This is a genomic window from Halogeometricum sp. S1BR25-6 (assembly GCF_031624495.1).
Classification (GTDB): domain Archaea; phylum Halobacteriota; class Halobacteria; order Halobacteriales; family Haloferacaceae; genus Halogeometricum; species Halogeometricum salsisoli.
The window spans coordinates 198,598-224,043 of the sequence record NZ_JAMQOP010000002.1 but is presented as its reverse complement, the minus strand read 5'-3'; the positions used below and the strand labels follow the sequence as shown (position 1 = coordinate 224,043).

27 protein-coding genes, 1 tRNA gene and 1 pseudogene are annotated in these 25,446 nt (G+C 67.6%); 11 read left to right on the top strand and 18 right to left on the bottom strand.

Annotation, left to right across the window (positions count from 1 at the left end):
* Window positions 1–342: 342 nt before the first annotated feature.
* From priS to bcp, 3 genes are all read left to right on the top strand, one after another.
* Window positions 343–1,497, top strand: a complete 1,155-nt coding sequence (priS, locus tag NDI76_RS11105; protein ID WP_310924145.1) for a DNA primase small subunit PriS — start codon at window positions 343–345, stop codon at window positions 1,495–1,497.
* Window positions 1,497–2,546, top strand: a complete 1,050-nt coding sequence (locus NDI76_RS11100; protein WP_310924144.1) for a DNA replication complex subunit Gins51 — start codon at window positions 1,497–1,499, stop codon at window positions 2,544–2,546. The genes priS and NDI76_RS11100 overlap by 1 nt, the downstream gene beginning before the upstream one ends.
* A 72-nt stretch (window positions 2,547–2,618) precedes the next feature.
* A complete protein-coding gene (bcp, locus tag NDI76_RS11095) occupies window positions 2,619–3,086 on the top strand; it encodes a thioredoxin-dependent thiol peroxidase (protein ID WP_310924143.1) in 468 nt (155 codons plus the stop codon).
* Between the two features lie 274 nt (window positions 3,087–3,360).
* On the opposite strand, the gene NDI76_RS11090 is transcribed toward bcp, so the two are convergent.
* Together NDI76_RS11090 and NDI76_RS11085 are read right to left on the bottom strand one after the other, a co-directional pair.
* Entirely contained in the window at window positions 3,361–5,625 is a 2,265-nt protein-coding gene (locus tag NDI76_RS11090; protein WP_310924142.1) for a CDC48 family AAA ATPase, read from the bottom strand.
* On the bottom strand, window positions 5,622–5,870 hold the full coding sequence (locus tag NDI76_RS11085; protein WP_310924141.1) for an Hsp20/alpha crystallin family protein: 249 nt from the start codon (window positions 5,868–5,870) through the stop codon (window positions 5,622–5,624). The genes NDI76_RS11090 and NDI76_RS11085 overlap by 4 nt, the downstream gene beginning before the upstream one ends.
* 163 nt (window positions 5,871–6,033) lie before the next feature.
* Here NDI76_RS11085 and NDI76_RS11080 point away from each other — a divergent pair, with 163 nt between their 5' ends.
* Complete coding sequence (locus NDI76_RS11080) at window positions 6,034–6,813, top strand: alpha/beta fold hydrolase (RefSeq protein ID WP_310924140.1); 780 nt, start codon at window positions 6,034–6,036, stop codon at window positions 6,811–6,813.
* A gap of 347 nt (window positions 6,814–7,160) precedes the next feature.
* Here the strand turns inward: NDI76_RS11080 and panB are convergent, their stop codons facing one another.
* Entirely contained in the window at window positions 7,161–7,970 is an 810-nt protein-coding gene (gene panB, locus NDI76_RS11075) for a 3-methyl-2-oxobutanoate hydroxymethyltransferase (RefSeq protein WP_310924139.1), read from the bottom strand.
* Between the two features lie 162 nt (window positions 7,971–8,132).
* Here panB and NDI76_RS11070 point away from each other — a divergent pair, with 162 nt between their 5' ends.
* Together NDI76_RS11070 and NDI76_RS11065 are read left to right on the top strand one after the other, a co-directional pair.
* Entirely contained in the window at window positions 8,133–8,408 is a 276-nt protein-coding gene (locus NDI76_RS11070) for a DUF5822 domain-containing protein (protein ID WP_310924138.1), read from the top strand.
* A gap of 82 nt (window positions 8,409–8,490) precedes the next feature.
* Entirely contained in the window at window positions 8,491–9,345 is an 855-nt protein-coding gene (locus tag NDI76_RS11065; protein WP_310924137.1) for an eIF2B alpha/beta/delta subunit family protein, read from the top strand.
* Between the two features lie 84 nt (window positions 9,346–9,429).
* Here the strand turns inward: NDI76_RS11065 and NDI76_RS11060 are convergent, their stop codons facing one another.
* Complete coding sequence (locus tag NDI76_RS11060; protein ID WP_310924136.1) at window positions 9,430–10,539, bottom strand: Gfo/Idh/MocA family protein; 1,110 nt, start codon at window positions 10,537–10,539, stop codon at window positions 9,430–9,432.
* A 68-nt stretch (window positions 10,540–10,607) separates the two neighbouring features.
* A complete protein-coding gene (locus NDI76_RS11055; RefSeq protein WP_310924135.1) occupies window positions 10,608–11,576 on the bottom strand; it encodes a sugar phosphate isomerase/epimerase family protein in 969 nt (322 codons plus the stop codon).
* Between the two features lie 106 nt (window positions 11,577–11,682).
* Here NDI76_RS11055 and NDI76_RS11050 point away from each other — a divergent pair, with 106 nt between their 5' ends.
* Window positions 11,683–11,970: a GYD domain-containing protein gene (locus tag NDI76_RS11050; RefSeq protein WP_310924134.1), complete on the top strand. Its 288-nt coding sequence runs from the start codon at window positions 11,683–11,685 to the stop codon at window positions 11,968–11,970.
* A 1-nt stretch (window position 11,971) separates the two neighbouring features.
* On the opposite strand, the gene NDI76_RS11045 is transcribed toward NDI76_RS11050, so the two are convergent.
* On the bottom strand, window positions 11,972–12,448 hold the full coding sequence (locus tag NDI76_RS11045) for a GNAT family N-acetyltransferase (protein ID WP_310924133.1): 477 nt from the start codon (window positions 12,446–12,448) through the stop codon (window positions 11,972–11,974).
* Between the two features lie 225 nt (window positions 12,449–12,673).
* Between NDI76_RS11045 and NDI76_RS11040 the strand changes: the two genes are divergently transcribed.
* Window positions 12,674–13,087 carry an archease gene (locus NDI76_RS11040; protein ID WP_310924132.1) on the top strand — a complete coding sequence of 138 codons (414 nt, stop codon included), beginning with the start codon at window positions 12,674–12,676 and terminating at the stop codon, window positions 13,085–13,087.
* A gap of 85 nt (window positions 13,088–13,172) precedes the next feature.
* Window positions 13,173–14,642 (top strand): RtcB family protein, encoded by a 1,470-nt coding sequence (locus NDI76_RS11035; protein ID WP_310924131.1) that lies wholly within the window; start codon window positions 13,173–13,175, stop codon window positions 14,640–14,642.
* 21 nt (window positions 14,643–14,663) lie between these two features.
* On the opposite strand, the gene NDI76_RS11030 is transcribed toward NDI76_RS11035, so the two are convergent.
* The 3 genes from NDI76_RS11030 to NDI76_RS11020 form a co-directional block, all read right to left on the bottom strand.
* Window positions 14,664–15,023 (bottom strand): hypothetical protein, encoded by a 360-nt coding sequence (locus tag NDI76_RS11030; protein ID WP_310924130.1) that lies wholly within the window; start codon window positions 15,021–15,023, stop codon window positions 14,664–14,666.
* A gap of 58 nt (window positions 15,024–15,081) precedes the next feature.
* Entirely contained in the window at window positions 15,082–15,471 is a 390-nt protein-coding gene (locus NDI76_RS11025; RefSeq protein ID WP_310924129.1) for a DUF7969 family protein, read from the bottom strand.
* A gap of 87 nt (window positions 15,472–15,558) precedes the next feature.
* On the bottom strand, window positions 15,559–16,125 hold the full coding sequence (locus tag NDI76_RS11020; RefSeq protein WP_310924128.1) for an HAD family hydrolase: 567 nt from the start codon (window positions 16,123–16,125) through the stop codon (window positions 15,559–15,561).
* A gap of 229 nt (window positions 16,126–16,354) precedes the next feature.
* On the opposite strand from NDI76_RS11020, the pseudogene cysE reads away from it, so the two are divergent.
* Window positions 16,355–16,912 (top strand): annotated as a pseudogene (gene cysE, locus NDI76_RS11015) (serine O-acetyltransferase); the annotation flags it as partial.
* Between the two features lie 203 nt (window positions 16,913–17,115).
* On the opposite strand, the gene NDI76_RS11010 reads toward cysE, so the two are convergent.
* The 4 genes from NDI76_RS11010 to NDI76_RS10995 all read right to left on the bottom strand — a co-directional run bounded on the left by NDI76_RS11010 (window position 17,116) and on the right by NDI76_RS10995 (window position 20,600).
* Window positions 17,116–18,261 carry an acyl-CoA dehydrogenase family protein gene (locus NDI76_RS11010; RefSeq protein ID WP_310924126.1) on the bottom strand — a complete coding sequence of 382 codons (1,146 nt, stop codon included), beginning with the start codon at window positions 18,259–18,261 and terminating at the stop codon, window positions 17,116–17,118.
* 225 nt (window positions 18,262–18,486) lie between these two features.
* Window positions 18,487–19,695 (bottom strand): alanyl-tRNA editing protein, encoded by a 1,209-nt coding sequence (locus NDI76_RS11005; RefSeq protein ID WP_425498356.1) that lies wholly within the window; start codon window positions 19,693–19,695, stop codon window positions 18,487–18,489.
* A gap of 62 nt (window positions 19,696–19,757) precedes the next feature.
* Window positions 19,758–20,282 (bottom strand): multiprotein-bridging factor 1 family protein, encoded by a 525-nt coding sequence (locus NDI76_RS11000; RefSeq protein ID WP_310924124.1) that lies wholly within the window; start codon window positions 20,280–20,282, stop codon window positions 19,758–19,760.
* Window positions 20,283–20,515: 233 nt separating this feature from the next.
* Window positions 20,516–20,600 (bottom strand) — tRNA-Leu (locus NDI76_RS10995).
* A 133-nt stretch (window positions 20,601–20,733) separates the two neighbouring features.
* On the opposite strand from NDI76_RS10995, the gene NDI76_RS10990 reads away from it, so the two are divergent.
* The gene (locus NDI76_RS10990) at window positions 20,734–21,294 is read left to right on the top strand and encodes a DUF420 domain-containing protein (protein WP_310924122.1); all 561 of its coding nucleotides are present in this window, start codon (window positions 20,734–20,736) and stop codon (window positions 21,292–21,294) included.
* Between the two features lie 65 nt (window positions 21,295–21,359).
* Here the strand turns inward: NDI76_RS10990 and NDI76_RS10985 are convergent, their stop codons facing one another.
* The 5 genes from NDI76_RS10985 to NDI76_RS10965 form a co-directional block, all read right to left on the bottom strand.
* Entirely contained in the window at window positions 21,360–21,863 is a 504-nt protein-coding gene (locus tag NDI76_RS10985; RefSeq protein WP_310924121.1) for a YciE/YciF ferroxidase family protein, read from the bottom strand.
* Window positions 21,864–22,063: 200 nt separating this feature from the next.
* On the bottom strand, window positions 22,064–23,620 hold the full coding sequence (gene purF, locus NDI76_RS10980; RefSeq protein ID WP_310924120.1) for an amidophosphoribosyltransferase: 1,557 nt from the start codon (window positions 23,618–23,620) through the stop codon (window positions 22,064–22,066).
* A 250-nt stretch (window positions 23,621–23,870) separates the two neighbouring features.
* A complete protein-coding gene (locus NDI76_RS10975) occupies window positions 23,871–24,053 on the bottom strand; it encodes a 50S ribosomal protein L37e (protein ID WP_310924119.1) in 183 nt (60 codons plus the stop codon).
* On the bottom strand, window positions 24,050–24,283 hold the full coding sequence (locus NDI76_RS10970) for an LSM domain-containing protein (RefSeq protein ID WP_008383009.1): 234 nt from the start codon (window positions 24,281–24,283) through the stop codon (window positions 24,050–24,052). Before NDI76_RS10970 ends, NDI76_RS10975 begins: the two co-directional genes overlap by 4 nt.
* A 57-nt stretch (window positions 24,284–24,340) precedes the next feature.
* The gene (locus tag NDI76_RS10965) at window positions 24,341–25,390 is read right to left on the bottom strand and encodes a sensor histidine kinase (RefSeq protein WP_310924117.1); all 1,050 of its coding nucleotides are present in this window, start codon (window positions 25,388–25,390) and stop codon (window positions 24,341–24,343) included.
* Window positions 25,391–25,446 lie beyond the last annotated feature (56 nt).

Sequence of the window (25,446 nt, the reverse complement as noted above, 5' to 3'; positions counted from 1 at the left end):
ACGTGAGTCAGTATCGACCATTACAGTCTGTATTTTTGAATCAGGATTATTTATAGTTTTGGTAGCAGTAACTACGGGAGTTGTAGTTATCTGGATTACACTACGACCGGACGGTAGAACGTGGCGGAGACGGCCCGGAGCGGTCGATCTCGAAACCGCCCGTCGAGATGGTACGACGTAAGGAGTTCGCGGCCATAACGCTTACCAATAGTTGCTGACTCGCTTCGTCACACGTTCGAGCGGTTCGACCCGGTTGGAAGTCGTCGCCGGGGCGGCGGCCGCGACGGCGCCCCGCCGAAGACGCAACCGCTTTACTCCCGCCTTCGTTATCACCGCAGAGCTATGGAGGCGCGAACTCGGGAGTACCTGGAAGGGCGGTTCGGCGACTACTACCGCCGCGCGCGGGTCTCCCTGCCGCCCGCCTCGGAGCGGCGCGAGTGGGGGTACATCCCGTGGAGCGCCGGCGGGACGACGATGGTCCGCCACCAGTCCATCCTCGACCTCGGAGACGTGAGCGACTTCCTCGCGCGGACGGCGCCCCGGCACGTCTACTTCTCCTCGGCGCGGTTCGACGACCCCGGCGCGGGGACGATGGAGGAGAAGGGGTGGCGGTCGGCCGACCTCGTGTTCGACCTGGACGCCGACCACCTGCCGGGCGTCGACCCCGAGACGACCCCGTACGCGGACATGCTCGCGGCCTGTAAGGAGGACCTGTTGAAGCTTCTCGACTTCCTGGAGGACGATTTCGAGTTCCGCGAGACGCAGGTCGTCTTCTCCGGCGGTCGCGGCTACCACGTCCACGTGCGCGACGAGTCGGTGCGCGGACTCGACAGCGAGGCGCGCCGCGAAATCGTCGACTACGTCCGCGCCATCGACCTCGACGTAGAGGGATTGATCGGCACCGAGTCGAACCGGGGAACGACCCGGCGCGTCCTCCGACGTCGCGGCGGGTGGGGCGCGCGCGTGCACGACAGACTTCTAACGCTCGCCGCCGACCTCCGCGAGATGGACGAGGCGTCGGCGCTGGAGCGACTGCAGGAACTGCAGGGTATCGGCGAGGGACGCGCACAGACCATCCTCGGGCAGATACACGGCAACTTCGACGCCATCCGCGAGGGCAACGTCGAGGCCGGCGGTCCGGGGACGCGCATCCTCGTGGACGCCCTGGCGCGCGAGGCCGTCGAGGCGGAGACGGCGCCCATCGACGAACCGGTGACGACGGACACGAAGCGACTCATCCGCCTGCCGGGGAGCCTCCACGGCGGGTCGTCGCTGCGGGTGAAAGCGCTCGACCGCGACGAAATCGACGGCTTCGAACCGCTCGAAGACGCCGTCGTCGACCGCTTCCGCGGGAACGACATCGACGTCCGCGTGACGGACCCGGGACCGGTCGAGTTCGACGGCGATAGTTTTACACTCAGCGAAGGTGACCAGTCTGTGGAAGAGTGCCTCGGGGTCTTTCTCATGGCCCGGGGTCGCGCGGAGAAGATCAGATAATGGATTTAGACGAGTTACGGAGCGTCCGACGGACGGAACGACAGAAGGACAGCCTCCAGCACCTCCGGGACTCGTTCTACGAGGACGTGGCCGATTACATCGCCCGGCAGAAGGCCGAGCGAAAGCGCGTGGCGGACCGCGCGGACGACCCGTTCTCCGACCCCGACGTGGGTCGCCTCACGGACGAGATAGAGACCGCGGAGGACGTGGTCGAGGCCGTCTACGAACGCCGCGTCGGCAAGGTGGTCAAACTCGCCTCCTTCGCCGCGGCGGACATGAGCGCCGATACCAACGGTCTCACCGCCGAGGAGCGGAACCTGTTCGACGACCTGGTCGACCGCATCAAGGGGAACCGCGAGACGGTCCTCGACGTCCTCGCGGGCAAGCGTTCCGGCGCGGCATCGTCCTCCGATTCCGTTCCCTCCGACCCCGTCGGGCCGGCCGACGAGGGACCGAGTCCGGACGCCGACCTGACTGACCCGGCCGACGACTCCTCCGCGACCCGCGGGACGGACGAGGGGACGGCCGCGGACCCGACCGACGACGCCCCCCCGGCCCCGCCGGATGTGGACCCCGACGCGCCGACGGGCGGGTCGGGCGACGTGCTCGCGGACGCGATGGGCGGCGGGGCGGACGGAGAGGACGCCGAAGGGGCGACAGACGCCGGGAGCGAGGCGTCCGCCGACGCCGCGGAAGCGCCCGCCGAATCTCGGCAGACGGAGGCCGACCGCCCCGCGACGGAGGGGTCGGCTGTCGCCGAGGACGGCGCGGAGGACGAACCCCCGGTCGACGACGCGCCGAGAGCGGACGCCGGTGGACCCGGCGGCGCGTCGGAGACGGGGACAGACTCCGAGGCCGGCGGTGCGGCGGCGGACGCGGATACCGACACCGACACCGACCGCGTCACCCTCCGTATCACCCGCGACGTGGGGCAGATTCTCGGCGTCGACGAACGCGAGTACGACCTCGCCACCGAGGACGTTGTCACCCTGCCGGCGACGAACGCCGGCCCCCTCGTCGAACGCGGCGCGGCCGAACGCCTCGACTGACGCTCGGTCGACGGGACCGACCGACTCGCCGCGACCGGCGCCGTTTTGACGCTCCCGGCCGACCGAGGAGACATGCTCAGCGTCGGTGACGAGGCGCCGGATTTCGAGTTGGAGAATCAGGACGGCGAGACCGTGTCGCTCTCGCAGTTCGAGGACGAGTACGTCGTCGTCTACTTCTACCCCCGCGCGAACACGCCGGGATGCACCACCGAGGCGTGCGAGTTCCGCGACGCCTACGACGAGTTCGAAGACCGCGGCGTCGCCGTCCTCGGAATCAGCGACGACCCCGTCTCGGACCTCAAGGCGTTCGAGAACGACCACGACCTGCCGTTCCCACTCCTCTCCGACGAGGACGGGTCGGTCGCTTCGGCCTACGACTCCTACGGCGAGAAGAACATGTTCGGCGACACCTTCGACGGCGTGTTCCGCAACACCTACGTCGTCGCACCGGACGGGAAGATAGCGTTCGCCTACGAGGGCGTCTCCCCCGAGGGACACGCCGAACAGATTCTGTCGGACCTCGACGAAGCGGGCGCGTAAGGCGCGGACACGGGTTTTCGTTCGACGTGCGAATTCGAGGGATTCGGTCGACACCACCGGCCGGTTCGTCGAATCGCTCGCCGAACACACCGTATTTCCGGTAAAATAAACTCTCAACTAGTGGATTTCGTCTCTTCCCGAGAGAACGTATCTCTACGTAGCGGTAGGGTGCGCTAAAAGGTCGTCGGTCGACCGGTCGAACCGCCGGAGAAAAACGCTCGGTCGGGTGGGCGTCGAGACGTGCGATACGGGGTACGAGGCGTCGAGGCGTCCCTTACTGGAACGTCCGGCTGACCTCGCCCTCGGGTTCGCGCTCCACGTCGCTCTTCTGGAACCGCTCTTCGATCTCCTCGTAGCGGCGGCGCGTCTCCTCCGTGACGCTCGGGGGAACCTCGTCGAGAGCCGTCTCGAAGTGGTCCATCGTGACGCGGACGTTGCCGATGGACTCCGTGACCTCCTCGCGACTCACGCTGCGGATGAACTCGCGGCTGGCGGCCATCGACGCCTCGCGGCAGACCGCCTCGATGTCCGCGCCGACGTAGCCCTCCGTCTTCCGCGCGAGTTTGTCGAGGTCGACGTCGTCCGCGAGCGGTTTGTGCTCGGTGTGCACGTTGAAGATGGCGCGGCGCGCCTCCTCGTCGGGCACCGGCACGTGGACGTGCCGGTCGAGTCGACCGGGGCGGAGCAGGGCCGAGTCGATGAGGTCCGGGCGGTTCGACGTGGCGATGACGACCACGTCCTCGAGCGATTCGAGGCCGTCCAGTTCGGTCAGGAGTTGCGAGACGACGCGCTCGGAGACGCCCGAGTCGCCCGAGTTACGACCGCGCTCGGTCGCGATGGAGTCTATCTCGTCGAAGAACACCACCGTCGGGGCGTTCTCGCGCGCCTTCTTGAATATCTCGCGGACGCCCTTCTCGGACTCGCCGACGTACTTGTTGAGCAGTTCCGGCCCCTTCACCGAGATGAAGTTGGACTCGGACTCGTTGGCGACGGCCTTCGCGAGCAGGGTCTTCCCCGTGCCCGGCGGACCGTACAGCATCACGCCCTTGGCGGACTGCATGTCCATCTGCTCGAACACCTCGGGGTACTCGAGCGGCCACTGGATGGTCTCGCGGAGGCGCTCTTTGGTGCCTTCGAGACCGCCCACGTCCTCCCACGTCACGTCGGGGACCTCGACGAACACCTCGCGGAGCGCGGAGGGTTCGATGCCCTTCTTCGCGTCCTTGAAGTCGTCGTCGCGGACCTCAAGTGACTCCAACACTTCGGTGTCTATCTCGTCGGAGTCGAGGTCCAACTGCGGGCGGATGCGCCGCAGGGCGTTCATCGCGGCCTCCTTCGCGAGGCTCTCGACGTCGGCGCCGACGAACCCGTGGGTGATGTCGGCGTACTCATCGAGGTCGACGTCCTCGGCGGTCGGCATGCTGCGGGTGTGGACCTGCAGGATCTCCTTGCGGCCCTCGCGGTCCGGCACGCCGATTTCGATCTCGCGGTCGAATCGGCCGCCGCGGCGGAGCGCGGGGTCGATTGCGTCGACGCGGTTGGTCGCGCCGATGACGACGACTTCGCCGCGTTCGTCCAGTCCGTCCATCAGGCTGAGCAGTTGCGCGACCACGCGTCGCTCCACGTCGCCGCCGGCCTCGCCGCGTTTCGGGGCGATGGAGTCTATCTCGTCGATGAAGACGATGGCGGGGGCGCTCTCCTCGGCCTCCTCGAATATCTCGCGGAGCTGCTCTTCGGACTCGCCGTAGTACTTCGACATGATCTCCGGGCCGGAGATGGTGTGGAAGCTGGCGTCTATCTCGTTGGCGACCGCCTTGGCGATGAGCGTCTTCCCGGTGCCCGGCGGGCCGTGCAGGAGCACGCCCTTCGGCGGTTCGATGCCGAGGCGCTTGAATATCTGCGGGTGGCGCATCGGGAGTTCGATCATCTCCCGGACCTGCTCTAGCTCGCGGTCGAGGCCGCCGATGTCCTCGTAGGTCACCGACGGACCCTCGCCGCTGCCGTCCTCGCCGGAGCCGTGAATCTCCTCTGCGGGCTTCTGGCTGATCTGGACCTCGGTGGAGTCGGTGATGACGACCGTCCCCTGCGGCTGCGTGGAGGCGACCTTCACCGGAACCGACTGGTTCGAGGAGGTCATGAAGCCGAATCCGAGGGGGAGCTGGATGCTCTGGCCCTTCGTGACGGGCTGACCCGAGAGCTTATCGCGGATGTACGTCCCGACGTTCCCGCCGATGCGGAGGTTCTGGGGGAGCGCGATGGAGACCGTCTTGGCTGGCTTGACGTCCGCGCGCTCGACCTGCACGCGGTCGTCGATGCCGACGTTCGCCTGCTGGCGGAGTCGGCCGTCGATGCGGATGACGCCCGAATCGCGGTCCTCGGGGTAGCCCGGCCACACGCGCGCGATGGCGGTGCCGCCGTCGCCGTCGATTCGAATGTAGTCTCCGCCCTCGAGACCGAGTTCTTCGGCGGCCTCGCGGTCGATGGCCGCGAGTCCGCGACCGGCGTCCTTCTGCTTCAGTGGCTTGACGATGAGTTTCATTTTTGAATGGTGATGGTGAGTACGCCGTTGTTCGTCGCGACCGCTACGTCCTCACCGGGGAGTTCGAATTCCGTCTCGGTAATTGTATCGCCCGATTCGGCGACAACGATGGCGGTCGTTCCGACCACGTCGACGCTGACATCGTCGCCGAACGCGCCCGTGTCGACGGCGACGACCCACTCGTTTTCGTACTCGTAGCGGCGGAGGAACCGTTCGTCTCCGCCGGCGAACTGTTGCGTACTCATGTTGGGACCTAACCATAGGTAATCCGTCTTAGGATATAAATCTTTCTCCGACGAATCGGGGTACGGGAGCCGTTTTCTTATTTCACGGTCGTATTGCGGTTCACAGTTTCGGACGTCCGGAGCCGCGTGTGGGCTTTATCAGCGGCCGGCGTCAACGGTGGCTATGGAAACCGTCACGCACCACGGCCGGGAGACGGCGTACCGGTTCACCGACCGCGGCGGGGCCGGACCGACGCTCCTGTTCGTCCACGGCAGCGGGGGGACGCACGCCGTCTGGAAGTCCCAGTTCCGCCTCGCCGACGAGACGCCCGTCGCCGCACTCGACCTGAGCGGACACGGCGAGAGCGAGGACGTGAACGCTGACTCGGGGTACGAGGCGCTGTCGGCGTACGTGGACGACGTCGTCGCCGTCGCCGAGGAGACGGGGGCGTCGGTGCTGGTCGGCAACTCGCTCGGCGGCGCCGTGGCGCTCACGGTCGCTCTCGAACGCGAGGTTCCCCTCGACGGCCTCGTTCTCACGGGTACGGGCGCGAGGCTCAGGGTGCTCGAGGACCTCCTGCGATGGCTCTCGGAGGATTTCGAGCGCGCCGTGGAGTTCCTCCACCAGCCGGAACTGCTGTTCGCCGACTCCGAGAGCGAGTACACCGAGTTCTCCCGGGAGGCGATGCAGTCTGTCGGTCGCGCCGTCACCGAACGCGACTTCCGCACCTGTCACGAGTTCGACGTGCGCGACGACGTCGGGCGGATTTCGACGCCGGCGCTGGCGCTGGTCGGCGAGCACGACCAACTCACGCCGCGGCGGTACCACGAGTACCTCGCCGAGGAGATGCCGGACTGCGAACTCGGCGTCGTCGAGGACGCCGCACACCTCGCGATGCTGGAGCGACCCGAGGCGTTCAACGTCGCCGTGCGGGACTTCGTCGAGCGACGACTCGGCGAGTAGGACGCACTATTTCTCGTCATCTGCGCCTTTCTGCCGCGTGTGTCCCGCGTATCTGAGATTACCGATGGGTAACTGTCACTCTAATCCTCACGGATGAGTAACTGGGTGAACGTGCGGTTTAATCTCTGTGCGAAGTGATACTCGGGCAGGAGACGGAACCCACCTGTGCCTCGGTGGAACGTTACCGAACTCTCGGCCCCCTCGTCTCCTACCTTTCGATAATCGGTCTGCCAGTTTTGCTTCCTTCGGGCACCTCCGCGCGTGATTCGACGAGTGAACGGTCCGTCGGCGCCTCGCTCGAACGGCTATCGCTTCCCGCGCGAGTCGCGAGCGACGGCGCGAACCGGTCAGTACAACTCGTCCAGTTCGTCGGCGGTGTGACCGTGCTCCTCGGCCGGGAAGTCGCCGGATTCGACCGCTTCGCGGTAGTCGGAGACGGCGTCGAGCATCTCGCTTCTGAGGTCGCCGAACCGCGCCGCGAACGGCGGCGACCGCTCGGAGAGGCCGAGGACGTCGTCGACGACGAGCACCTGTCCGTCGCAGTCGCCGCCCGCGCCGATGCCGATGGTGGGAATCGAGAGCGCGTCGGTCACCTGCGCGGCGAGGTTGGCGGGGACGTGTTCGAGGACGAGGGCGAACGCACCGGCGTCCTCGTGTTTGCGGGCCAAATCGAGTATCTCATGGGCCTCGTCTCGCGTCGTCCCCTGCCGGCCGTACCCCGTCTCCTTCATTCGTTGGGGGGTGAGACCGAGGTGGGCCATCACGGGGACGCCGAGTTCGACGAGTCGTTCGGTGAGTTCGACCGTGTGCGGGCCGGATTCCAACTTCACCGCGTCGGCGTCGGCCTCTTTCACCATCCGCCCGCAGTTGCGGACGCTCTCGGCGTCGTCGACGCCGACGGAGAGGAAGGGCATGTCGGCGACGACGAGAGCGTCCTCCGCGCCGCGGGCGACGGCCGCCGTCCGCGACGCGATGTCGTCGGCCGTGACCGGGAGCGTGGAGTCGTAGCCGAGGTCGGTGTTCCCCACGCTGTCGCCGACGAGGAGCACGTCGATGCCCGCGTCGTTCGCCACTCGGGCGGTCGTCGCGTCGTAGGCGGTCAGCATCGTTATCGGCGTCGAACCCGCCATCTCTCGCACGTCGCGTACCGTCGTCATGCCCTATCGGACTCCGCTTCGCGTGTTAAGCGTCCCGCTGCCGGATTCTTCAGGATAATTGTTATGTATCTTGAGATTCCGCGCGAACCCACCTCGAAGTCCGCCGACTGCTGAGGCGAGAAAACCGGCACGCATTACTCGCTCGCCCCGTACGGATACACCGTGTCACGCGTCGAACGGACGAACCCCGACGGAGTCGACTACGGGTGGGTGATGCAGACGACGTTCGTCGTCACCATCCTCACCGGGTCGCCCACCGTCGCCGCCCTCTCGGTCGCCTACGACCTCCCGACGTGGGCCGCGCGCGTCTCCTTCGCCGTCCGGGTCGGCGCGGTCATCTGGATTCTCACCGCCGTCGCCGTCTTCCTCTACGCGAAGCGGACCGACGCCGGGGACGGCGGCACCCCGCCCGAGGCGGCGGTCGACGCGGACGACTGAGTCGGCCCACCCGACGCCACTAATCGCCGGCGGGCGACGACGCGCCCGGAAGGTCTTTGTCCCGACTCCGTGACCTGCGGGTATGATTGACGACACGATAGAGGAAATTCGGGAGATGCAGACGCACAGTTCCTCGGTCGTCGCCATCAAGGCCGCGCGCGCGCTGACGGACCTCCTCGACCGCGACCACGCGACGGTCGAGGAGTTCGAACGCGACCTCGAACGCAACGTGGGCGCGCTGAAGCGTGCGAACCCCTCGCACGCGTCGCTGTACAACGCGATGCAGGAGATAATCGACCGCGTCAAGGGGGAGGCGTCGTCGGTCGAGGAGGCGAAGAAACTCACCGAGGAGTCCATCGAACGGGTCGTCGACGACGTAGAGCAGGGGAAGTCGCGCGCGGCCGCCCACGCCGCAGACACGTTCGAGGACGGCGAGACGTTCCTCACGCACGACTACTCCTCGACGGTGCTGGACGCCGTCAAGGGCGCCGCGTCGGCCGGGACCCACCTCACCGCCTACGTGACGGAGGCCCGTCCGCGCTACCTCGGCCGGAAGTCGGCGCGGACGCTTGCGGACATCGACCGGGTCGAACCGCACCTCCTCGTCGACGGCGCGGCGGGTATCTTCCTCGAAGAGTGCGACCGGGTCGTCGTCGGGATGGACTGCATCGTCGGCAACACCCTGTACAACCGCGTCGGCACGTTCCCCATCGCCGCCACCGCCAACGAACTCGACGTGCCCGTCACCGTCGTCGGGTCAGGTGCGAAGGTGGTCGAGAGCGGTTTCGTCTTCGAGAACGAGATTCGCTCTCCCGCGGAAGTGTCGCTGGAACCCGTCGAGAACGTGTACATCGAGAACCCCGCCTACGACGCCACGCCGATGACGCTCGTCGACCAGGTCATCACCGACGACGGCGTCCTCCACTTCGAGGTCTGACGGCGTCCCGGTTTTCCGGAGGAGGCGGTGTCGAGCGAGCAGTCCGCGGCGACGACCGGTGAGGTCCGCCGGGCGCTCCGGCGTTCAGGGCTCGACCCACTCGCCGCCGTCGTCGGAGCGCTCGACGGCATCGAGAATCCGCTGGACCTCGTAGCCGTCCTCGAAGGAGGGGTGGAACTCCTCGCCGTCGCGCACGGCCGAGAGGAATTCGTAGTTCTCGTGGACGAACGTGTGCTCCCAGCCGAGGACGTGCCCCGGCGGCCACCAGTGCTCGAGGTACGGGTCGTCGCCGTCCGTGACGAGAATCGTCTCGTAGCCTCTCCCGTCGCTGCGCTTGTACTCCAGTTCGTTCAGCCGCTCTAAGGAGAACTTCAGGCTCCCCTCGGTGCCGTGAACCCGAATCGTGTGGTCGTTCTTGTGCCCGTCGGCGACGCGGGACGCCTCGAACGTCCCCATCGCGCCGTTCTCGTACTCCACCTGCGCCGTGTAGGCGTCGTCGACGGTCACCTCGCGCGTCTCGTCCTCGCCGGGGACGGGCCGTTCGTCGACGAACGTCCGGAGGTGTCCGGAGACGCGGTCTATCTCGCCCGCCTGTTCGCCGACGAGGAAGCGCGCGAGGTCGACGGTGTGCGCGCCCAAGTCGCCCAGCGCGCCGCTTCCGGCCAGTTCCTTCGAGTTGCGCCACGACCACGGCGCCTCGGGGTCGACGAGCCAATCCTGCAGGTAGCGTCCGTTTATCTCCCGAATCTCGCCGAGCTCGCCGTCGTCGATGAGTCCCTTCGCGTACCGAATCGCGGGGACGAAGCGGTAGTTGAACGCGTTGCCCGCGGGGACGCCGGCGTCGGCGGCGGCGTCGCGCATCTCCTCGGCGGTGTCGAGGGTGGGCGCGAGCGGTTTCTCGCAGAAGACGGGTGTGCCGGCTTCGAGGGCGGCGATGGAGGGTTCGGCGTGGACGTGGTTGGGACCGAGATTGTAGAAGGCGTCCACCTCGTCTATCACCGACTCCCAGTCGGTCGAGGTGTGCTCGAAGCCGAGTTCGTCGGCGGCGTCGGCGAGAGCCTCCTCGTCGCGGCCGACGAGCGTGTGCCGATTGATGTCGGGAGCGTCCGGGAAGAACATCGGCAGTCGCGCCAATGCGTTCGAGTGGGCTTTGCCCATGAACCGGTAGCCGAGGATTCCGATATCGAGCGCCATGCCGGCGCTTCACGCGGCGGCGGTTTAGCGTTTCATATCCGTCGGGTCCCCGACGCTTCCCGGACCCCTCACTCCGCCCAGTAGGCGTCGCCCGGTTGCGTGTCGAAGACGGCGCGGTCGAGGATGTCGACGGCCTTCTCTAGCCCCTCGTTCGAGGAGGTGAGCGAGTCCTCGTGTTCGATGGAGAGCGCCCCTTCGTAGCCGACCATGCGAAGCGTCGACACGACGTCCTTCCAGTGGCTCTCGCCGTGGCCGTAGCCGATGGAGCGGAACAGCCACGAGCGGTTCGATTCGTCGGTGTAGTCGGTGGTGTCGAGGACGCCCTTGAGCCGGGAGTTCCACGAGTACACCTTCGTGTCCTTCGCGTGGAAGTGGTGGATGGCGTCCTTCTCGCCGAGGAAGCGGATGGCGTGGCAGACGTCGATATCCTGCCAGTAGAGGTGCGAGGGGTCGAAGTTCGCGCCGATGCGCTCGTTCGTCGCCTCGCGCAGGCGCATCATGCCCGAGGGCTCGTAGACGAGCATGTTCGGGTGCATCTCGATGGCGACGTTCACGCCGTGGTCGTCGGCGAACTCCGCGAGGTCCGACCAGTAGTCGACGGCAACCTCCCACTGGTAGTCGTGCGCGTCGGCGTGCTCCGTCGGCCACGGCGCCGTAATCCAGTTGGGCACCTCGTCGTTCGGTCCGCCCGCGGGGAGGCCGGAGAAGCCGGTGACGGCGTCCACGTCGAGGGCGTCGGCGAGTTCGATGGCCTCGCGGAGTTCCGTGTCGGCCTCCTCGGCCCTCTCCTCGTCGGGGTGCAGCGGGTTGTTGTGCGTCGCCAGCGCGCTTATCTGCATATCGTGTTCGTCCACCAGGTCGAGCAGTTCCTCCTGTTTCTCCTCGTCGTCGAGGGTCGCCCGCCGGTCGACGTGGTCGTCGCCGGGGAAGCCGCCGACGCCGAGTTCGACACCGTCGACGCCGATGTCGTCGAGGTACGAGAGCGCGTCGGGGAGCGATTCGCCGCCGAGCGGAACCGTGAGTACGCCGATGTACATACGCGGACCAACATGCGGCGTTCGATTAAAGGTTGAGGATGAACGGGGTGGAGGGAGCGCCGCCGTCACACACAGTCTTTTATTCCTTCGGCGTCGAGTGGGAATTATGCCGACGTATATCGCGCACGTCGACGTCAACGAGATGGAGTACCAGAACCCGCAGGAGTTCGTGTCCATCTGGGGCTCGATCCGCGAAGACGTCCAGCAGGCCGGCGGCGAACTCCTCGACACGTACGCCGTCCTCGGCCCCTACGACTTCGACGTTCGCTTCCGCGTCGACGGCGACGACGAGGCGTTCGAGGTGACGCAACTCATCGAGCGACACGGCCTCGACACCGAGACGTACCAGGCGCTCCCGGTCGACCGTCTCGGCGAAATCGTCGAAGACGTGTAGACTACCGTCGGAACAGGTCGGAGAACTTCTCGCGGATGCTCGCTTTCTCCCCGAGTCGGAGGTAGTAGGCGTCGCCGCCGTCCTCGTAGTAGCTCGTAATCTCCCGTTTGACCTCGAACCCGATGTTCTGATAGAACGCCAACGCGCCCTCGTTCGTCGTCCGGGCGTGACAGGAGACCGAGCGGTGGTCGCGGGCCACCTCGGCGACGAGTCGTTCGCCGTAGCTCTGCCCGCGCGCCTCGGGCGCGACGGCGAGAAAGAGGATGTAGCCGTCGCGGCGCGTCGAGGCGAAGCCGATGAGCGTCTCGTCCTCGAAGTACAGGTGCGTCGTCGCGCGGCGGTAGGCGTCGATGAAGAAGCCGCGCCGCTGCTTCAGCACGCCTTCGGACCGCCGGATGCGCTCTTTCAGCTCCCACGCCTGTTCGGCGTGTTCCGCGGACCCCGGTTGGTCTACCCGTTTCTCCACGTTGACGCTCACGCCAACCGATAGAATCGTCTTGAATATAACTCCTCCGTCGCTTCTGCGTCTGGCCGCGAACGGTCCGCCCTCGAGCGACCTTCTAGAGGGCGGAGCGGCGACAGCGGGAACGCCCGCGGAGACGGCGGGTCGGTCCCCATCGGAGTCGAGCGGACGGACCGACCACCGACGGACGCGACGCCGCCGACCGAAAGCGAGACGGGACGGGGGCGAGGAGTCGAGCACATGAGCTTCGAACTCCGCGACCACACCGCCGACGTGGCCGTCGCCGCGTCCGCGCCGTCGCTGTCGGGTCTGTTCGCCGCCGTCGCCGACGGCCTCGCCGCCGCCGGGTGCGAGGAGATTCCGGACGCCGGCGGGGAGCGCTTCCCTGTTGAGGTGCGCGCCGAGGGCGTCGAGGCCCTCCTGTTCGACTACCTCGACCAACTGGTGTACGAACGAGACGTGCGGGCCGTCCTCCCCGTCGACAACGAGGCCGAAGTGAGAGAGGAGGGCGCGGAGTGGACGCTCTCGGGGTCCGCGCGCGGCGTCCCCCTCGCGGACGTGGACGCCCGGGAGGTGAAGGCCGTGACCTACTCGGAGATGTGCGTCGCGGAGACGGCCGACGGCTGGGAGGCGTACGTCGTCTTCGACGTGTAGTGCCCGCGGCTATCGGGTCGGTCGCCCGTGAGCCGCGCAACCCGCGGACGGAATCCTATTCACTCGTCCCGCCGAACTCACGTCCATGACCGACGACGACGTGAAACAGTTCGGCGACATCCGCCTCGAACGCGTCCGCGAGCACGTCTGGGAGATGCCGCGCGAGGGGGAGATGCGGGTTCCCGCGCGCGTCCTCGCCAGCGAGCAACTGCTCGAACAGATCCGACAGGACAAGACGCTCGAACAGCTTCGAAACGCCACGCACCTGCCGGGGATGACGAAGCACGCCATCTGCATGCCCGACGGACACCAAGGGTACGGCTTCCCCGTCGGCGGCGTCGGCGCGACGGACGCCGAAGAGGGATGTATCTCGCCCGGAAGCGTCGGCTACGACATAAATTGCGGCGTGAGAATGATGAAAACAAACCTCACGTACGCCGAGTTAGAAGGGAAAGAGGAGGAACTTGTCGACGCCCTGTTCGCCAACGTCCCCTCGGGCCTCGGTGGCGGCGGCATCGTGCAGGGCGACGTGGACGCCGTCGAGGGAGTACTCGACCGCGGCGTGGACTGGGCGTTAGAGCACGGCCACGCCGTCGAGGACGACTTGGCGCACTGCGAGGACGAGGGCCGGCGGCCGGACGCCGACCCCGACGCCGTCTCGCAGAAGGCCAAGGACAGGGGGAAGAACCAACTCGGCAGTCTCGGCTCGGGCAACCACTTCCTCGAAGTCCAGCGCGTGACCGACGTCTTTCGGGAAGACGTGGCGAGCGAGTTCGGGTTGGAGGAAGACCAGATAGTCGTGCTCATCCACTGCGGGTCGCGGGGACTGGGCCACCAAGTCTGCTCGGACTACCTCCGGAAGATAGAGAAGGAACACGGCGACCTGCTCGACTCGCTCCCGGACAAGGAACTGGCCGCCGCGCCCGCGGGGTCCGAACTAGCGGAGGAGTACTACGGCGCGATGTGCGCCGCCATCAACTTCGCGTGGGTGAACCGCCAACTCATCATGCACCGGACGCGGCGGGTGTTCGAGCGCGTGTTCGGCCGCGACTGGGAGGCGATGGAGATGGACCTGCTGTACGACGTGGCGCACAACATCGCGAAGAAGGAAGTTCACGAGGTCGACGGCGAGGACCGCGAACTGTACGTCCACCGGAAGGGAGCGACGCGCGCGTTCCCCGCGGGGCGGCCGGAACTCCCGTCGGCGTACCGCGACGTGGGCCAACCCGTCATCATCCCGGGAAGCATGGGCGCGGGCAGTTACGTCCTCCGCGGCGGCGAGCGCTCCTTGGACCTCACGTTCGGGTCGACGGCGCACGGCGCGGGCCGGACGATGAGTCGGACGCAGGCCAAACAGGAGTACTGGGGCGAGACCGTCCAAGACGAACTGCGCGACCAGCAGAAGATATACGTGAAGGCGCAGTCGGGCGCCACCGTCGCGGAGGAGGCGCCGGGCGTCTACAAGGACGTCGACGAGGTGGTGCGCGTCTCCGACGAACTCGGTATCGGCGACAAGGTGGCCCGGACGTTCCCGGTCTGTAACATCAAAGGATGAGGTCGGTCGCGGGAACGCGACTCACGCGCGAGTCGCGCTCTCCGGGGCGTCGACCCGGTCCTCGCGGCGTTTGTAGAAGTAGTACGCGAGGGCTGCGAGACCGACGAACGCGGCGGCGACACCCTCCTGCGGGACGCCGCCCGCGAGGAACGTCGTCGTCACGTCGGCGAGGCCGAGAGCGCCGAGGAGGAGGCCGCCGAGGATCCACGCGCGACCGTCGGTTCTGAGCTGTCGGTACTCGCCGGCCTCGATGAGCGCCATCTCCTTTTCGTGTTCGAGACGCGAGAGGTAGAAGGCGAGACCGAGGGCGCCGAGACCGAAGACGGCGAACGGAACGAAGAACGCGGCGTCACCGAGTATCGACTGGATGGGGAGCGTCATATCGCACTCTCGGACGCGCGCCGAAGAGATATACCCCGCGTGAGGGGTGCTGGCTCCTCTACGGTCCGTTCGGCCCTCTGGGCCCCGACCGGGGGCCGGACCCGATGTCGACGTACTCGGACTCGGGAACGGGGTCGACCTCGCGGCCGTCCTCGAAGCGGACGAACGAGAGGTAGACGTCGTTCCCGCAGGGCGACTCCAGTCCCGGGTGCTCCACGTCGTCCGCCTCGCTCACCTCCCCCGTCCAGCGCAGGCCCTCGGCGTCGCTCTCGCCGCAGACGAAGTGGACGCCGTCGGCGTCGTCGTTCTCGAACGACTCGGCGGGGTCGGCGTACTCCCACCCGACCAGCGGGTACGGCGTGACCGACTTATCGGAGAGGTAGCCGTCGCGTTCGAGTTCGACGACGGCCCCGCAGTGCGGGCAGTAGTACCTGACCGGATAGCTCATCGACGGACGTTGGCGCGTCGGCGACTTAACGCCCTCGTCGGCGGGGGACGGGGCGGGGGAGGAGGGTCAGCACCCGGAGTTCGGCGTTCAGACCTCCGACGACCCGTCGCCGACGTAGCGGAACGCGACGTTCGCTCGCTCGGCGGTCACTTCGTCGCGCCGCGAGTCGCCGACGAAGACGGCGTCTTCGGGGGACACCTCCATCCGGCGGAGCGTCTCCAGGAGGGGTTCGGGGTCGGGTTTCCGCGTCGCCACGGTGTCGCGGCCGACGACGGCGTCGACGCCCGCCGTCAGGTCGTGCGCGTCGAGGGCGAGGCGGCAGGCGCCCTCGCAGTTGAGCGAGCAGACGCCCTCGCGGTCGAACGTCCCGACCCGGTCGGCGGATGCGAGGCGCGTCGAGCGTCGCGCCCCCTCGCGTTCGTGGCCGGCGATGACGGCCTCGACGTCGTCCCGCATCCCGCGTTCGTCCGCGAGGTCCAGCATCGCCCACAGGTCCATCCCGCCGGCGTCGATTCCCGCCGCGCGGAACGTCTCGGCCGTCTCCGAGGCGACGGCGTCCCAGTCCACGGCGAGGTTGACGAGCGTTCCGTCGAGGTCCCAGACGACCGCGTCGTACTCCTTCCGGAGTCCGCGCGGTCCCGTGTCGGTCGGCATGCACGGAGTGTCGGCCCCCGCGCGAAAGACCGCTTCGGTCGGACTTTTCAGTGTGGGACTCCGATATAGGATATGACCGAACTCGCCGGTCAGCACGAACGAACCGCGCCCGACCGCCTCGACGCTCAGCGGCCGCGTTGTTGCCGAGTCGGACGCCGTCCGGCGAGCTTCGACCCACGAGCGCGACAGCACGGTTCGACGGCGCCGACCGACCGACGAGCGGGGAACCATGGCTCGGCGTAGCGGACGCGAACGCGGACTGTTCGGCCGCCTCCGCGACGCCGTCGCCCGGGTCCGCGAGGACGTGGCCGCGATTCAGGAACGCGACCCCGCCGCGGGGGGGACGCTCGACGTACTCCTCTTTTACCCCGGCATGACGGCGGTGTGGACCCACCGGGTCGCCCACGCCCTCTGGAAGCGGGACCGCCGCTTCGCCGCCCGCCTGCTGTCGCACTCGGCCCGCCTGCTCACGGCCGTCGAGATTCACCCCGGCGCGGAACTCGGCCGCCGCGTCACCATCGACCACGGCGCGGGCGTCGTCGTCGGGGAGACGGCCGACGTCGGCGACGACGTGCACTTCTACCACGGCGTGACGCTCGGCGCGAACCAACCGCACGCCGGGAAGCGGCATCCGACCGTCGAGTCGGACGTCGTCCTCGGCGCGGGCGCGACGCTCGTCGGCGCTATCACCGTCGGTGAGGGTGCCTCTATCGGCGCCAGCGCCGTCGTCAGCAAAGACGTGCCGCCGGGCGCGACGATGGTCGGCAACCCCGCGCGGCGCGTCGACGAGGCGGACGAAACCGAGGAGGCGGACGGACCGCTGGAGAACGGCGAGTGCGCCGACGAGGCGGTGAGCGAAGGCCACGCGGACGGAAGCGGGGAGGAAGACGACGTCGGTGCGAGCGAGACCGACTGCGGCGACGACTCCGAGGCGGACGCGGAGACGGCCCACTCCCGACAGCCCTGCTGAGCGGGCGGAGACGAGTCAGTTCAATCGAGGACGCCGCGCGCGATGATATTTTTCTGTATCTCGCTGGTCCCCTCGTAGATGGTCGTTATCTTCGAGTCGCGGTACATCCGTTCGACGTCGAAGTCCGTCGTGTAGCCGTAGCCGCCGTGAATCTGGACCGCCTCGTTCGTCACGTCGACGGCCGCCTCGCTGGCGAAGTACTTCGCCATCGCGGCCGCGGTGCGCGGGTCCTCCCCCGCGTCGTCCTGCCGGGCCGCCTCGCGCACCATCAGGCGCGCGGCGTGTATCTGCGTCGCCATCTCGGAGAACTTGTGGCGGACGGCCTGGATGTCCGAGATGGGGCCGCCGAACTGCTCGCGGTCGCCCGCGTACGTCTTCGCCTCGTCGAACGCCGACTGCGCGAGGCCGACTGCCTGCGCGGCGATGCCGACGCGCCCGCCGGTGAGAATGTGGAACGCCGCCGAGAGCCCCTCCCCCTCCTCGGTGAGTCGGTTCTCCGCGGGGATTCGCACGTCGTCGAACAGCAACGCCGTCGTGTCCGACGCGCGGAGGCCGAGTTTGTGCTCCTTCTTCCCCACCTCGAACTCGGCGCTCTTCGGGACGAGGAACTGCGTGACCGACCCGGGGTCCTCGCGGTCCGTCTTGGCGAAGAGGATGCACACCTCTCCCCGTTCGCCGTTCGTTATCCACTGCTTCTTCCCGTTTATCACGTACTCGTCGCCCTCGCGGCGCGCGACGGTGGACATCTCCGCGGGGTTCGACCCGGCGTCGGGTTCCGACAGCGCGAACATCCCGACGGGGCGGCCGTCGACCATCTCCGGCAACCACGCCTCCTTCTGCTCGTCGCTCCCGAACTCTGCGATGCAGGAGGTGGCGAGACAGTGGACCGACAGCGCCGTCGCCACCGCGAGTTGCCCGTAGGCCACCTCCTCGTTGACGAGGGCGTACGTCGCCCGGTCGGCGTCGAACCCGCCGTACTCCTCGGGGACGGTCAGACCCGTCAGGTCGAGGTCCGCGAGGCCGTCCCACACCGCCTCGGGGAACTCTTCGGTCTCGTCCGCCTCCCGCGCCGTCGGTCGAATCTCCTCGGCGGCGAACTCCCGGACCACCTCCCGAATCGCTCGCTGCTCGTCGGTGAGGGCCGAATCCGCGCCTGCGAGTGTCATACCCTCCGCTTCGGTCTGTGATGGAAAAAGGTGAGCGAATCCGCGGCGGCGGGAGCGACTCGGTTCGCGCGTCGAAACTGGTTAGACCGATGACAGCAAACAACGGCCGATGCTCGCAACCGTCTCCGTCTGGGCCGCCGCCTACGCCTCCGAACTCTGGTGTCTGCTCTGTCTGCTCTGGACCTGACCGAAGTGAGGGTCGTCCCTCCGGCGACCGGGTGGACTTCAGACCGCCCGTAGAAACGCCGTCACGTCCACCGGGTCGGCGTCGAGGCCGCCGCCCTGCGCGAACGGCGGACCGCCGCCCCCGCCGCCGCCGAACTCGTCGGTGACGCTCTCGACCACGTCGCCGGCGTGGACGCCGCTGTCCCCGTCGGCGGCGACGACGACGTACGGGCTCTCACCCGCGCCGACGACGGCCACCACGTCCGCGCCGTCCGCTTCCCCCGCGGCCGACTTCGCCGCCTCGCCCGCGCGGTTGGCGTCGAAGCCGTCGAGCACGCCGACGCGCCACGTCGCCTCCTCCTTCGTCACCGTCTCGAACCCCGCGATGCGGTTTCCGAGCAGTTCGGATTCGAGTTCGCGGACCTTTCCTTCCAACCGCTCGTTGTCGCCCCGGAGCGACGCCGCCGCCTCGCCGACGTTCTCGACGCCGGTTTCGAGTTCGCGGGCGGCGTCGAGGGCCGCGCGGTGGACCGTCGCCCGCCGGTCGACGCCCGCCTCGCCGACGGCGAACTCCACGCGGGTGAGGCCCTCGCCGGGGTTCGAGCGGCCGAGGACGGTGACCGGTCCTATTTCCGCGGTGTTCGAGACGTGGGTGCCGCCGCAGGCGGCCACGTCCCAGCCGTCGACGGTGACGAGACGAACCGTGTCGGCGTCGTCCATCACGCCCTCCTCGGTCTTCGTGTTGAACGCCACCTCCGCCCTGTCGAGGGCCTCCTCGGTCGGCACCTCCTCCCAGGAGACGCCGCGGGAGTCCCAGACGGTGCGGTTGACGAGGCGTTCGAGTTCGACCAGCGTCTCGTCGTCGATATCTGTGGAGGTGGCGAAGTCGACGCGCACCTTCTCGGGGGAGATGTCGAACCCGCCGTAGCCGAGGTCCGAGAGCACCTCCCGACCGGCGCCGTAGAGGACGTGACTGGCGGTGTGCGCGCGCATGCAGTAGGTCCGGAACTCGTCGTCGACGACGCCGGTCACCCGGTCGCCCTCGGAGAGGTCGGGTTCGGATTCGAGCGTGTGGACCACCGACTCCGTCTCCGCGTCCGTCTGCACGTCTTCGACCGGGACGTCGCCGAGTGTCCCTTTGTCGGCGGGTTGGCCGCCGCTCTCGGCGTAGAAGTACGTCCGGTCGAGCGTCACCTCGCGGCCGTCGACGCCCGTCACCTCGGCTTCGAACTCGCGAATCGTCGGCTCTGCGGGAGCACGCGTCAACATGATTCACCCGTGCGCCGCCGGTCGACAAAAGTGGTGTCGTCGCGTCAATCGAGGGGTCGAACCTACTCGTCGACGAGCGTCACGCCCAGTCGCTCTTCGAGGGAGCGGATGAGCGACCCGCCGACGTCCGCGCGGGTGGCCCGTCCCTGTTCGACGGCGTCGACGTCGGACTCCTCGGCGTCGAGTTCCGCCGCGAGTTCCTCGACGGTCAGACCCGCCTCCTGCCGGGCGTCCGCCACCACGTCGCCGTAGTCGGAGACGAGGTAGGGGAGTCGGTCCTTCTCGTAGTTCGTCCCCTTCTCCCAGTGCTTGGAGTCGCCCTTCGCCTGGTCGTACATCTTCGCCTGTCGCTGGGCGGCGCGCTTCTTCCTGTTCGGCTTTCCGTCGGACGACGAGGAGGACGAACCGCCGGACGACGACTGGCCGCCCTTGTGCTGGGAGTCGTCGTGCGGCGCGCAGTCCGGGCAGACCAGCAGGTCGGCACCGGCGACGTTGGCGCGGCGGAGTTTCGACGTCGAACGACCGCAGAGTTCGCAGCTATCGCCGTCGTTCCCGCCTCCCCCGCCTCCGGTGGAGTACTTCGGCATACCCCCACGTACCCGCTCTATCCTTTTAAAATGGTGGACGACGGCGCGTCCGGGAATCGGCGGCGCGTTCGCACGTGAGGTGCGAGAATCGGGGTCGGCACGGAGGCGTCTCTGCGAAGTTAGCGTCCGAAGGATTGTGCGTGGGTGATGTCCCGGAAGGGAATCACCTGCATCGTGTTGCCTCGGCGGCGATGCCGCCTCGGTCGGGGGTTCTTTCGGAACCCCTCATGCGATGCGTGGGACCGGATTTGAACCGGCGGACTCCTACGAGACAGCGCCCTCAACGCTGCGCCGTTGGCCTAGCTTGGCTACCCACGCTCGCTGTATCGTGTTGCACTCCTTCGTTGTCCGGGGTAATTTAAATGAGTTTCCTTTCGGCGTCCACATGTCGGGCGTTCGCAGGCGCCACGCGGTCGGTACGGTTTTGCCCGCCGAGGCTCCCCCTTCGGATATGCAACTCCGCGCTCGAGACCACGTCCCCGCGGCGACGGCGGCACTGAGCGTCGTCTCGCTGGCGCTCGTGTTCGGCACCGTGCTCGGCTACGTCCCCGAGTCGTCGCTCCCCCGCGTCTCCGACGGCGCGCTGGCCGCCATCCCGCACCTGAACGCAGTGCTCAGCACGACGGCCATCGGAACCATCCTCCTCGGCGTGCGCGCGATACGTCGCGGGGACGTGCGCCGACACCGGACGCTAATGCTCACCACCCTGGCGCTGTTCGCCGCCTTTCTCGCCTGCTATCTCTACCGCATCGCCCTCGTGGGGACGGCTGAGTTCCCCGGCCCCGCGGCGGTGTATCGATTCGTCTACCTCCCGACCTTGGCGGTTCACATCCTCCTAGCCATCGCCTGCATTCCGCTGGTCTACTACGCCGTCCTCCTCGCCGCGACCCGACCGGTCGCGGAGATATACGACACGCGGCACAAGCGGGTCGGTCGGGTGGCGGCGTCGCTGTGGCTCGTCTCCTTCTTCCTCGGCGACGTGGTGTACCTCCTGCTGTACCACGTCTACTGACCGGCGGCCCGACGCGGTCCGGGGGGTCACGCGGAACGAAAAGGGAGAACGCCGATTCCGAACGCTTACAGCAGGTTCTGGATGACGTTCTTGATGCTCGAACCCTTCTGTATCTTCTCGAGCGACCGCAGCGTGTCCTTCTCCTCGTCGAGGTTCGCTTCGAGCGGGTCTTTCACGTCGCCGTCGAACTCTATCTCGTTGGCGAGCGTGATGAGCGACTGGTACGCCGTTATCTCCACGCGTTCGGTCTTGATACCCGCCGTGAGGTTGAACGGAGTCTTGAGGTCGTCCGACCCGACCTGTCGTTCGAACTCCTCGCGGTCGCGCAGCAGACCGTCGAGGGCGCCGCTCTCCGCCTCCTCGGGCGTCTCGCCGATCTCCCGGAATACCCGCTCGAGGCGTTCCACCTGCTGCCGCGTCTCGTCGCGGTGAGACGAGAAGCCCTTCGCGAGTTTCTCGTCCGGCGTCTCGGTGGCGAGTTCTTCCAGCACGTCGACGAGTCGGTTCTCCACGTAGTACATCTGCTTCAGTTCGTGCACGAACAGGTCGCGGGGTGTTTCGAGGGTCATCGTGGTTCGAACGTGTCGCGCGACGCGGATAAACAGCCCCGGCCGCGAAGGTGACTGTCGGGTCGAGTCTGGTATCGGGACGAAACCGTCGTCGCGCCGCGACATGTCTTCGAGCGGAGACGAAGTCGGGTCCGTGCGGGCGGGAACGGAGCGGTGGCGTCCGAGCGGACGGGCGAGCATCGAGAGCCGATTCGGCCGCGTCAGTCGTCCGCGGGCGTCGGTTCGCCCTCGGAGATGGCGGGTCGGGAGACGTCGCGGTCGGTCGCTTCACCGTCGATGTCGTAGGGGTACTCGCCGGTGACACAGCCCAAACAGAGGTCCGTCCGCGACTCCCCGAGCACCTCGCTGATGGCGTCGATGGAGAGATACGAGAGGCTGTCGGCGCCGATGTCGTCGCGTATCTCCTCGGTCGTCTTATCGGAGGCGATGAGTTCCTCGCGCGTCGCCATGTCGATGCCCATGTAGCAGGGGGCGACGATGGGCGGCGCGCCGATGCGGACGTGTACCTCCTCGGCGCCGGCGTCGCGGACGAGTTGGACGAGTTGCCGGGAGGTGGTGCCGCGGACGATGCTGTCGTCGATGATGGTGACGGAGCGCCCCTCGATGGTGCTCCGTATCGGATTGAGCTTCAGGCGGACGGCGCGTTCGCGTTCGTCCTGCGTCGGCATGATGAACGTCCGGCCGACGTAGCGGTTCTTCATCAGGCCCTCGGCGAACTCGACGCTGTCCTCGCCCTCGCGGGGGTCGCCGTCGGGCGTCGTCTCGTTGGCCGCCTCGGCGTACCCCGAGGCGAACGCGCGGCCGGAGTCGGGCACGGGCATCACCACGTCGGACTCGACGCCGGACTCCTCCCAGAGTTTCCTCCCCAATCCGCGGCGGGCCTCGTAGACGAGGGTGTCGTCGATGACGGAGTCCGGGCGGGCGAAGTAGACGTGCTCGAAGAAGCAGTGGGCGGTGTCCTCCCGTTCGACGAGTTGGTAGGTGTCGTAGCCGGAGCCATCGGCGTCGAGGACGACGAGTTCGCCCGGTCGGACGTCGCGGACGAGTTCGCCGTCGAGGGTGTCGATGGCGGCCGACTCGCTGGCGAGGACGTAGCCGTCTTCGAGTTCGCCGATGCAGAGCGGCCGGTTGCCCTCGGGGTCCCGGACGCCGAGCACCGTCTCGTCGTGCATGATGGTGAGCGAGTAGGAACCGTGGACGCGCTTCATCGTGTGCTTGACGGCGCGGACGAGGTCCTCTTCTAAGAGATTGCGGGCGAGGTCGTGGGCGATGACCTCCGTGTCGCCCGTCGAGGTGAACGCGTGGCCGAGGTCCTCCAGTTCCGCGCGTATCTCGTCGGCGTTCACGAGGTTGCCGTTGTGCGCGAGGCCGAGCGACCCCGACTTGAACGAGACGGAGAACGGTTGGGCGCAACAGGACCCCAGCCCCCCGGACGTGGGGTAGCGGACGTGCCCGATGCCCGTGGTCCCCGCCAGCGAGTCGAGGTCCCCTTCACCGAACACGTCGCCGACGAGGCCCGTCTCGACGTGGCTGTGCTGTTGGAACCCGTCGTGCGTGACGATGCCCGCCGACTCCTGTCCCCGGTGCTGAAGCGCGTACAGGGAGTAGTACAGGGGCCGCGCCGCCGCGCGGTCCGAGAGGGCGACGCCGACGACGCCGCACTTCTCGGTCGGCCCCGAGAGGTCCGCGGCGGTCGGTTGCTGTCGGCCCGCGTCGCGTCCGGGTGTGGGGGTCTGAGCGTCCCGCCCGTCTGACATACACGAGACTGCGGCGTCGAAGCGTAAAAAACCCGTCCTTGTGCCTTCTTCGCCGGTTCTATCGGCGATTGTGTACACGTTCATGCATTATCGGACGCCGCGGACGAGTAGAGAGCGACCGACGGCGAGGGCGAGAGAGAGACGAACGCGAGACTCGAAGCGGCGTCGTCTGCGGGCGACCGGTCGAACTCGGGACGGCGCCGTCGCTCGGGGGAAGGAAAAGAGACGAGAGGAGAGGAAGAAGGCCGCTTCAGTTACCGTGGTCGCCCGACTTCGACTGCCACTCGTAGCCGCGTCGTTTGGCGGACTTGCCGAACCCGCACGAGGAGCACTGCTTCTTCTTCACGTGGTAAGACTTCTCACCGCAACGGCGGCACTTCACGTGCGTCGTCTTGTTCTTCTTTCCTTGGCTCGGGGTTCCTGCTCCCGTCATGCTTTGATCGTGACGACGTTATCGCCGCGTATAATGGTTGTGTCTTCCACCGGTGTCACTTCTATCTCGCCGAGGATGGCCTCCTCCTCGTCGGCCGGCGCCTCGAGAACAACGTTCATGTGCTGGTCGTAGCCCGCCAGAGTTCCGTGGTAAGAGCTACCGTCTTTCAGGTTGACGGTTACGGTTTCTTCCAGCGAAGCCTCGAGTACGTCGAGGGGTCGTCCGCTCATGGCAACAACGCATCGGGTTTCGGTATTAAAGGTGCCGAACACACGTCCGATTCGTCGTCACTCGCTGACACCTCCGGCCGGGGCGACGGGAACCGTCACCGTCACGACGCTGCCCGGCCCGCCGTCGGCGTCGCCGACGTTAAGTTCGCCGCCGAGGCGCCGGACGATGGTACGCACCAACCAGAGCCCCAGTCCGCTCCCGTGGACGAGCGACGTCTCCTCGCCGTCGCGCAGGACCGCACGTTCGTGGTCGGGGATGCCCGGCCCCCGGTCGGTCACGGTCAACTCGATCCGCTCCCCTTCCCGCGTCGCCTCGACGGCGACCGTCGGCCGTTCCCGTTCGGCGTGTTTGACGCCGTTCTCGCACAGTTCTTCGAGGGCGACGCCGAGGCGCGAGGAGACGGACACGTCGCCGTCGGCCGGACCTTCGACCCGCACCGTCGTCGACGGCCGCGCGAGTTCGACGGCCGTCTGCGTCTCTCGGAGCAGCGCCGACAGCGGCGTCGACCGATCCGGAAACTCCTCGAAGACGCGCTCTATCTCGGCGGCCTTCTCGGCCAGCGACAACCAGTGTTCGACGGTCCGGCCGACCACCCGCGCCGACGTCGCCACCGCCTCGTCCTCGTGCCGGGCGAGTGTCCTCGCGTGACCGTGCAGGAGGTTCAGGTCGTTGCGGATGTTGTGCCGCAGCACGCGGTTGAGCACCTTCACTTGCTGTTCGCGCCACTTCTGCCTCGTCACGTCGACGTACACCGCGACGACGCCGACCACCTCGCCGTCGACGCGGCGCGGCGTCGCGCGGACGACGGTGGAGACGACGTTGCCGCCGGCGGTGAGAAAGTCCCGCTCCTCGCGGCCGTACCTCCCTCCGCGGGCGCGTTCGTACCCGCCGCTCCGGTGTCGCTCCGCGGAGTCGGCGGTGTAGAACGCCGCGACGCGGCGGCCGACCACCTCCTCGCGGACGTAACCGAGTCGGTCGAGGAACCGTTCGTTGCAGTCCTCCACGACGGGGTGACCCGCGTCGTCGGGGCGCGTCACGAGCAGCATCACCGGCAGATACTCGAAGAGGTCCGCCTCCACCTCCTCCGTGAGTCTGCTCGGGTCCATACGTGTCCGGACCAGGACACCTCCGATATTCAATCTTTCTTAATATCTGACCTCTA